General features: G+C 61.0%; 10 protein-coding genes and 1 tRNA gene. 7 read left to right on the forward strand and 4 right to left on the reverse strand.

What is annotated here, in order from left to right; translation table 11 throughout:
* Positions 1 to 77 (reverse strand) — tRNA-Arg (locus VNX23_RS20210).
* Between the two features lie 91 nt (positions 78 to 168).
* Here VNX23_RS20210 and VNX23_RS20215 point away from each other — a divergent pair.
* Positions 169 to 423, forward strand: a complete 255-nt coding sequence (locus VNX23_RS20215) for a hypothetical protein (RefSeq protein ID WP_325632877.1) — start codon at positions 169 to 171, stop codon at positions 421 to 423.
* Here the strand turns inward: VNX23_RS20215 and VNX23_RS20220 are convergent.
* Both VNX23_RS20220 and VNX23_RS20225 read right to left on the reverse strand, forming a co-directional pair.
* Positions 415 to 1,563, reverse strand: a complete 1,149-nt coding sequence (locus tag VNX23_RS20220) for a tyrosine-type recombinase/integrase (protein WP_325632879.1) — start codon at positions 1,561 to 1,563, stop codon at positions 415 to 417. The genes VNX23_RS20215 and VNX23_RS20220 overlap by 9 nt on opposite strands.
* The gene (locus VNX23_RS20225; RefSeq protein WP_325632881.1) at positions 1,564 to 1,863 is read right to left on the reverse strand and encodes an Arc family DNA-binding protein; all 300 of its coding nucleotides are present in this window, start codon (positions 1,861 to 1,863) and stop codon (positions 1,564 to 1,566) included.
* A 155-nt stretch (positions 1,864 to 2,018) separates the two neighbouring features.
* Between VNX23_RS20225 and VNX23_RS20230 the strand changes: the two genes are divergently transcribed.
* Positions 2,019 to 2,204, forward strand: coding sequence for a helix-turn-helix domain-containing protein (locus VNX23_RS20230; RefSeq protein WP_325632883.1), 186 nt, complete (start codon positions 2,019 to 2,021; stop codon positions 2,202 to 2,204).
* 256 nt (positions 2,205 to 2,460) lie between these two features.
* On the opposite strand, the gene VNX23_RS20235 is transcribed toward VNX23_RS20230, so the two are convergent.
* A complete protein-coding gene (locus VNX23_RS20235) occupies positions 2,461 to 2,994 on the reverse strand; it encodes a hypothetical protein (protein ID WP_325632885.1) in 534 nt (177 codons plus the stop codon).
* On the opposite strand from VNX23_RS20235, the gene VNX23_RS20240 reads away from it, so the two are divergent.
* The 5 genes from VNX23_RS20240 (at position 2,993) to VNX23_RS20260 (ending at position 7,586) form a co-directional block, all read left to right on the forward strand.
* Entirely contained in the window at positions 2,993 to 4,699 is a 1,707-nt protein-coding gene (locus VNX23_RS20240) for an AAA family ATPase (RefSeq protein ID WP_325632887.1), read from the forward strand. The two genes, VNX23_RS20235 and VNX23_RS20240, sit on opposite strands and share 2 nt — an antisense overlap.
* A gap of 259 nt (positions 4,700 to 4,958) precedes the next feature.
* A complete protein-coding gene (locus VNX23_RS20245) occupies positions 4,959 to 5,444 on the forward strand; it encodes a hypothetical protein (RefSeq protein ID WP_325632889.1) in 486 nt (161 codons plus the stop codon).
* Entirely contained in the window at positions 5,441 to 5,830 is a 390-nt protein-coding gene (locus VNX23_RS20250; protein ID WP_325632891.1) for a hypothetical protein, read from the forward strand. The genes VNX23_RS20245 and VNX23_RS20250 overlap by 4 nt, the downstream gene beginning before the upstream one ends.
* Before the next feature lie 331 nt (positions 5,831 to 6,161).
* Positions 6,162 to 6,449 (forward strand): DUF5681 domain-containing protein, encoded by a 288-nt coding sequence (locus VNX23_RS20255; RefSeq protein ID WP_325632893.1) that lies wholly within the window; start codon positions 6,162 to 6,164, stop codon positions 6,447 to 6,449.
* A gap of 516 nt (positions 6,450 to 6,965) precedes the next feature.
* Complete coding sequence (locus tag VNX23_RS20260; protein ID WP_325632895.1) at positions 6,966 to 7,586, forward strand: tyrosine-type recombinase/integrase; 621 nt, start codon at positions 6,966 to 6,968, stop codon at positions 7,584 to 7,586.
* Positions 7,587 to 7,784: the final 198 nt, after the last annotated feature.

Raw genomic sequence — 7,784 nt, forward strand, 5'->3', positions numbered from 1 at the left:
TGGCGCACCCGACACGATTCGAACGTGTGACCTTTGCCTTCGGAGGGCAACGCTCTATCCAGCTGAGCTACGGGTGCGTGGAGGGTTCATTTAGCCGATTGGCGGGAGGTCGGCAACGCCCTCGGTCGGCCAGGCCGGGAAAGTGCGCCGACGCCATCTCCCCGATCGATGCTGGTCGATTTCGTCTCAGCAAATTTCTGCGCACCTTTAGATCATGATGCGATCAAGCGGGATCGCATCACATCTCTTTGTTTGATGAATCCGCCACACCGGTTGGGGAAACCGGTTACCGAATTGCTAATCGACGTGTTCGTTTCTGAAGTTTCAACGGCTTACGGCCATCGCCCAGAGAACAAAACGTGGAATTGGCACCGGATTGGCACCGGAGCCCCTTTTGGCACCGGCACCGGGACTTCAGCGTGAGAGCGCCGCGTTGATCGCCGCCGCCGCTTTGCTGTCGTCGTTCTTGAACATGTGGGCGTAGACCTCAAGCGTAACGGTCGGGCTCGCGTGGCCGAGGCGCTTGCTGATGGTGACGATGTCCACCCCGGCGTCGATCAACTGGCTGGCGTGAGAGTGCCGGAGGCAGTGGAACGTCAGGTCGGGCATGTCGATCTTGGCCGCGAACTCGGACCACGCCTTGCTGTAAGCCTTCTGCGAGGGCAGCGAGCCATCAACGTTGGCGAACAGTAGGGCGTCGTTGGGGATGCGACCGCCACCGAGCTTGAACCAAAGCTCCATCTGCTTCGTGCGGAACTCGCGCAATGCCGTCACCAGCACATCGGGCAGTGTGATGTCGCGGCGACCGGCCTTCGTCTTGGGCGCCTTGATGCGGATGCCGTGCGCCTTCGTCTGTTCCAGCGCCGAGCGAACCTCGATCACCTTCCGGTTAAGATCAAGGCGCGACCAGTTCAACGCCAGCACCTCGCCGATCCTCATGCCGGTGAACAAGCCGATCATTGCCGGAACATAGAGACGGTGTCCGCGCAGAGCCTCGATGAAGGCCGGGATGTCCCGAACGATCACCATCTCCTCGTCGCTGGCGACCTTCGGCGCCGATTGATTGACGACGACGTTCTTCACGACCAGTTCGTTCTTGACCGCTTCGCGAAACGCCTTGTCGAGCACGCGGTGGGCATGGCCTATCGTGCGCGGTGCGAGCCCGCCTTTGCCATCGGCACGGCCGCCGTTGCGCAAAGCGGCGTGCCATTCCTCGATGTCGAGCGTTCGCAACTTTTGTAAATGCTTCACGCCGATGTGAGGCACGATCTGGTTTTCGATCAGCTCGCGATAACGGGCCGCTGTTCTGGCGGTGATGTCGCCCCTCGCCTCCCACTGATCGACACGATCAGTCACAAAATCGCCAACCGTGATCTTGCTCGGCTCGACGTACTTGTCTTGAGCGACCGACGCGATTAGTTCGGCGAGCTTGACCTGCGCCTGCCGCTTGGTGCCGCGGAACGTGTGGAATTGCGTTTTCCGCCTGCCCGTCTTTTCGTCGCGACCGGCATCGAACTTGAGGCGCCACGAGTTCTTGCCGCGCTGCTGGATGTGCCCTTTCATTTATCTAGGCTCCCCGTCGTCCAAACCTTGCGCATCGGCTAATTGCTGCTCTTGCCATTCTTTTAAAAATCTTTCGAACTGCTCATCTTGCGTTTCCATCATCGCTTTCTTCACGGCGGCAAGCTCGTTGCGAATTTCTGTCAGGATTTCTTCATCTTGAAGCGACCGCTCCAGCCGATGCACGATTTCCGCATTCATTGAACGGTCGTTACGTTCAGCGGATCGCTCCAATTGTTTTCGCAGCGACTCCCGCATCCGAAGCATGGTTGGCACCAACTCTGTGGCCTTCCTTGCTGCCATTCTTTCCTCCCCCGCTGACTGGTTGGGACAAGATGGCACGAAAATAATAGTTGCACAACTGAAACTACATCATTGCGCCAGGCCGATCATAGTGTCATATCTGAAACTACGCCGGCACGTAGCGTATAGCTGGCCCTTAAACAGGAGACCTAGAGATGAAAACAATCCGGTTGACAATCACCGTGCCGGAAGCCGCCGAGCGGCTCGGCATTTCCCGCAATCTCGCATACGAAGCCGCCCGCCGCGGTGACATCCCCACAATCCGCATTGGCAAGCGCTTCTTGGTGCCGGTCGCAGCGTTCGAGCGCCTGTTTTCTAATGGTGATGTGGAGGCAGCTTAATGAATGTCCACATCCGCGGCCGGAAGCGCCGCGACATCCCCACAATCCGTGTCGGCCGCCTTCTCCGGGTCCCGCTGCGTGCAATGGAGCGGCTGCTCGAATCAGGCCGCATTGCGGGCCGCATCGTCGAAGGAAGAAGGTGCGGCATGACCCCCCGCCACGATGCCGCACTAGCACTTTGGGGGGCATGAGCGCTGCGCAAGCAGATGCCGCTGAAAGTTGTGCGTGCTGAGGCCGCCCTACGGTGCTGTCTCTTCTATCTCGGGTGCTTCTTGGGTGAGTGAGAATGACAATCGTCCAGCCTATTGTTAAGCCGAACACAGATGCGATGCTTGCCCACCTCGACCACCTCTTTGGTGGGTACCTGGACGGCTACCATGATGGCCTGATCGAGCTGTCGTGGACTGCCACGATGCCAGACCAGAACGGCAAATATGCGCTGAAGTACGCCCGGCTCTTCGGCACCGATCAGCTGCATGAGCTGGTCGAGGAGGCAGCGAGGCTCAACTCCCAGCCGATGTGCAATGTCTACATCGGCGCGGCACTGCGCAAGCCTGGGACGCCGCCCTTCGGTCGCGCGTCCGATGATGATGCGTACGCACTGACGTGTGGATATGTCGACCTGGACGATCCTGGTGCGGCCGGCGCCGCCAAGGATGTCTATGGCAAGGCTAAGCCGACCATGATCGTCGTGACCGGCCGTGATCCGCATACAAGGGCGCAGATGTGGTGGCGCCTGGAGGAGCCCCTGGGCGGCCCCGAAGCGGTGGCCGGAGCTGCTCAAGGGCATGGCTGCCGCCATGAAGGGCGACAGCACGGTCACGAACCCGGCGCGCGTCATGCGTCTTGCCGGCAGTGTGGCGTGGCCCGTCAAGGAAGGGCGCCTCGTCGTCGAGGTGACGGACATTGCGCCCCTCAAAGAGCGCGGGCAAAGCGTCTACGCGTTCGAGCACCTCGCGTCGCTGTTCCCACCGACCTCGACGATCGCGCCAGCACCAGCGGCAACGACGCGCACCACAAGCTCGCTCGGATTGCCCACGGGCAAGATCACGGATGGTCGCGAAGCCTACATGACGCGCACGATTGCGGCGTGCCTCGTTGAGTATGTGGGCACGACCGGCGCCGAGCCGTCAGTCCAGGAACTGTACGACCTCGCTTGGCCTCAGTACGAGCGCAACGTAGATTTCTCTCGTGCCGGCCGCGGCCCCGATGAGTTCATGAAGAAGTGCGAGTACGCCATCGCACGTTTTCTGCGGGGAGAGATTCGCGGCCTGGAGAACGTAGACAAGGCGATCGAGGTCTACAGGGAGAAGGCCCAGGCCCGCTCCCAGGCCTCCGTAGCGGCTCCGCAGCCGAAGCACAAGGCATCTGAGCAGAAGCCGGATGATGACGGCCCCTTCGACGTTGGGGACTTCGTTGGCGAGGCGCCAAAGCGCGAATGGCTCGTGCAAGCCTGGATCCCGGCCGGGGCCGTCTCCTCCCTGTATGGTGATGGCGGCATCGGGAAGACGCTGTGCGCTCAGCAGCTGCAATATGCCACCGCCATCGGTGGGTTCTGGCTCGGCCTGCCGGTGCCCAAGGTGAAGTCGCTCGGCGTCTGCTGCGAGGACGAGCGCGACGAGATCCACCGCCGCCACGACAGCATCAAGGCCATGATGGGGCACAAGGTCGGGAACCCCTTCAAGGGTATGGCGAAGGTCTGGCCTCGCGTCGGCTTCGACAATCTCCTGGTGACGTTCGACCAGCTCCAGCGGCCCACTATGTCGCCACTGTTTCAGCGCGTCATGGATGTCGTGGTCAAGGAGAAGATCGAGCTGCTGATCCTCGACACCGCGGCGGACCTGTTTGGCGGCAACGAGATCATCCGCAATCAGGTCAACTATTTCATCAAGGCCGTCTGCGGCGCCTACGCTCGCCGCGCCAAGGAGGAGGGCTGGACGCTGTCGGTCCTCATCCTGGCGCACCCGTCCCAGGCGGGCCGCAGCAGCGGATCGGGCGAGAGCGGATCCACCGGCTGGTCGAACGCTGTGCGGTCGAGGCTCTACCTGACGAAGCCAGAGCAGGGGCTGCCTGATCAGCGCGTTCTGATCCGCAAGAAGTCGAACTACGCCGCAGCCGGCGACGACGAGAAGATCGACCTCCTGTGGAAGGAGGGCGCGATCGTGCCGCTGTCCAGTGTCGATGAGAAGGCAAAGGACGACGTCGCCGTTAGGAGCGCTATCCAGCAGATCCTCCAGAAGGTCGATGCAGCGTTCACCGCCCAGCACCCCTACGGCTCGCACAAGGGGTACGAGAACTACCTGCCCAGGGCGATGCAGGAGCAGATGAAGCACGTCAAAACCACCGTCCTGGCGCAGGCCCTGAACCGCCTTCTGACCGAGCAGCTGGTAGTTGCAGGCAAGACGGCTGGCAAGAACAAGGGGTACGAGGTCACCGAGCATGCGAGGGCGAAATACGGGCTTGCCGACAAGTTGTCGGGAGGCTCCGACAACTAGTCGGAGGGTTGTCGGAGACCTTCCGACAAGTCTTCCGACAACTTTTTGGCTCCGACAACTTTTTGAGGGTTAAGTGACTGAAATCATTGGGATCACCGACAAGTAATCGGATGTCGGGAGCATTTTCCCGACAACTTGTCGGAAACTCAATGAAATCAACTACTTCGACAACTACGACAAGTCACCTCTAAAGAGGGGGCCCTTGAGAGGCCCCCTCACGAGGTAGAGGGGACAGAGTGGTAAGGGAATAGGGGGATAAATGGGACGGGTAAAGCAGGCTTCATCGGCGGATACGAGACCACTTGGCGACCAAAAATCCTGGGCGCGGACCAACGGCACCTACCTCGCTGGACGTGCCTACATCGATGGCGCCGACGAGACGGCGTGCGAGATGGAGACGAAGTGGGGAGCCGATCGCTTGAGGCTCCTGGTGTCACCTGAGCTGCGCGAGAAGTTTGACCGGCAGCGCGATGACGCGCGTGCTTCACTTGCGAGGGCCGAGGGTCGCAAGGCTGTCATGTACACCCTCGAAAAGATCGGGCGGCTGCTGTCGAGCTATCCCGATATCGCCCAGGTGAAGATCTCATTCCTGGCGCCCCGTGACCGAGATCAGGCGCAAGTCCGTCGACGATCCGCTCGATGCGCTCGCGGACAGCAGGGCCGAGCTCTGCTGGCGGTGCAGTACGGGCTGAGCCAGCGCGACTACCACAAGCGGCGCAAGATCGAGCAGCCGGAGATGGCGTGAAAATGGAGATCAACGATAAGATGGACGGCGTGGTGAAAAAAGACGGCAAACTGAGGGCTTTTTCTTCGGACAATGTTTATCTGGCCCCTTCGCCTGCCGCCGAGGATGGCGGGGAAAAAGTGGGCAAACTGCCGCGAGAACCGCGCTTCAGGCGCTGGGTGGCCCGCAAAGTCCGATCAAGGCAATCCGGGCAAAGTGCATCGACTGCTCGGGAGGGTATGCTGCTGAGGCGCGAAAGTGCGTGGCGATCACCTGCGCGCTGTGGCCGTTTCGGATGGGTTACAATCCGTTTTATGCCAAAGGAAACGAGGGTGTGTCCGCGGAATGACCGACAAGGAATTTTATCGGAAGATGTTCCGGCCGGCGAACAAGCACGCGCCGGATGAGCCGCTTGCCCATGCTTCCCGGCCGCGTGCCAGCTGTTGCGGTTCGCCTGTCGCGACCGGAAGACCCGCGCAGCGTTGCTGAGGCGCTCTATGAGGAGTCGCTGGGCGACGAGCAGACGCGCGTCGGCGCCGAGGTCAGTAGAGGTATGCTACACTTTCTGCGGCGAGTCGGCGCTAATGCTCCGACGATCATGGTCCGGGTCGGGTACGGCGACGGCTTGCTTCAAGTATGGGGCGTTGATCACTTGAGGAGATCGGGCGCCCTCCGACCGCATGCATGAAGCGGACCGCGAAATAATCTTTCTCTCCAATCTAGTAGGGTGTTGAGGCAATGGCGTTCAAAAAGGGCATCTCAGGAAATCCCGGTGGCAAATCGCGCGAGAAGATATTCACCGACGCGCTGCGCCTCGAACTGAACCGGATCGATCCGAACGACAAGGAGAAGCGCAAGAAGGTCAACAGGCTGGCCGAGAAGCTCGTCGAATGCGCGATCGAGGATAAGCAAAGTTGGGCGTTCCAACAGATCGCCGATCGCCTTGAAGGCAAGCCCGTCCAAGTCGTCGACGCGACGGTCGACGATCACCGCACCGTTCACGAGTTCAGCGACGCCGAGCAGTGAACCTGTGGCTGGCGGGTTCCGGCCATGGTTGAGAGGCGTGGCCTGACGTCGGGGGACACTCGGGCCGGCTGCCTTTCCCAGTAGGAGACATGGTGACTGGCCCGGCGTTCAGCGCCGGGCCTTTCTTATGTCACCCCTTGGGGCAGTCGCGCTGTCGGTTGGCGGCAATAATAGCACCGCGACAAGAGCGTTGATCAGGAGCCAGATCAGGACGAGCTTGGCGAACACCATGGCTCGGCCGCCGGTCTAGCGGGTCAGCACCATGACGAAGGTCGCGATCGCGGCGCCCGCCGCTGACGCGCTGATACCGAACATGAATTCGACCAGGATTTGCTTGCCCATCGCGGCGCCTCCATATCGTCATTCACCCTCCCTCCTAACCGCGCTGGCCGTCTTGTCTAAATCGGTCATGTTTGTTGCAATCTGCCCTAACCAAACCGTCTTGAAGCCCTTGACGACTTACCGGTCTTTGTACATTATCCGGTAAGTTGATTGCTAAAGCCGAGGGATTCGCCGATGAAACCGAAGCTTGCCCTGGTCGAGCCAAGTAACATTTTCCGGCAAGTCGCACCCGGCCGGGTATCCAATGACGAGATGCGCAGTCGGGAATACCTGACCCCGGCGGAGATCGAGAGGCTGATAAAGGCGGCCAAGGAAGGCCGCTGGTCGCTGCGGGATGCCACCTTGATCATGGTCGCCTATCGGCACGGCCTGCGCGCCAAGGAGGCCTGCGAGCTGGAATGGAGCCAGGTCGAGTTTGGCCGATCGGCTTCCCTGCATGTGCGCCGGGCCAAGAAGGGCAAGCCGTCCGTCCATCCTATCCGCGGCGACGAGCTGCGCATGCTGACGGCGCTTCGGAAGGAATACCCAGACAGCGGCTACATCTTCACCACCGAGCGCGGCACGCCATTTACGCCGGATGCGATCAATAGGCTGGTCAAGATTATCGGCCAGCGCGCTGGTCTCGCGCTGCCGGTGCATTTTCACATGCTGCGGCATTCCTGCGGATATAAGCTCGCCAACGACGGCATTGATACCCGAGCGATTCAGGACTGGCTCGGGCACGTCTCGATCGCTCACACGACCCGCTACACGGCGTTGAGCCCGGCGAGATTTAAGGATTTCTGGCGGGACTAACCCGCCCGGTGGGTATTTCGTCGCCCTTGCGGTGCCCCTGGCGCCGCTTCACGACATTGCCCCCAAACCTAGCCCCGCCCTCTTCGCGGGGCTTTTTCTCGCACAGGTCCGGCCCGCTGACGGAAACGCGCGCCCCTCTGGCCGCCCTGGCGCCGCTTGGTCGACGAACACCATCTCGACGCTTTCGCAACGTAGGTT

The organism is Bradyrhizobium sp., from assembly GCF_035570375.1.
In the GTDB taxonomy this organism is placed as follows: domain Bacteria; phylum Pseudomonadota; class Alphaproteobacteria; order Rhizobiales; family Xanthobacteraceae; genus Bradyrhizobium.

Excerpts from the sequence above, each read along its gene's own strand:
- VNX23_RS20215 (WP_325632877.1), top strand. The coding sequence starts at position 169 with ATGCTGGTCGATTTCGTCTCAGCAAATTTCTGCGCACCTTTAGATCAT.
- VNX23_RS20220 (WP_325632879.1), bottom strand. The coding sequence starts at position 1,563 with ATGAAAGGGCACATCCAGCAGCGCGGCAAGAACTCGTGGCGCCTCAAG.
- VNX23_RS20225 (WP_325632881.1), bottom strand. The coding sequence starts at position 1,863 with ATGGCAGCAAGGAAGGCCACAGAGTTGGTGCCAACCATGCTTCGGATG.
- VNX23_RS20230 (WP_325632883.1), top strand. The coding sequence starts at position 2,019 with ATGAAAACAATCCGGTTGACAATCACCGTGCCGGAAGCCGCCGAGCGG.
- VNX23_RS20240 (WP_325632887.1), top strand. The coding sequence starts at position 2,993 with ATGGCTGCCGCCATGAAGGGCGACAGCACGGTCACGAACCCGGCGCGC.
- VNX23_RS20235 (WP_325632885.1), bottom strand. The coding sequence starts at position 2,994 with ATGCCCTTGAGCAGCTCCGGCCACCGCTTCGGGGCCGCCCAGGGGCTC.
- VNX23_RS20245 (WP_325632889.1), top strand. The coding sequence starts at position 4,959 with ATGGGACGGGTAAAGCAGGCTTCATCGGCGGATACGAGACCACTTGGC.
- VNX23_RS20255 (WP_325632893.1), top strand. The coding sequence starts at position 6,162 with ATGGCGTTCAAAAAGGGCATCTCAGGAAATCCCGGTGGCAAATCGCGC.
- VNX23_RS20260 (WP_325632895.1), top strand. The coding sequence starts at position 6,966 with ATGAAACCGAAGCTTGCCCTGGTCGAGCCAAGTAACATTTTCCGGCAA.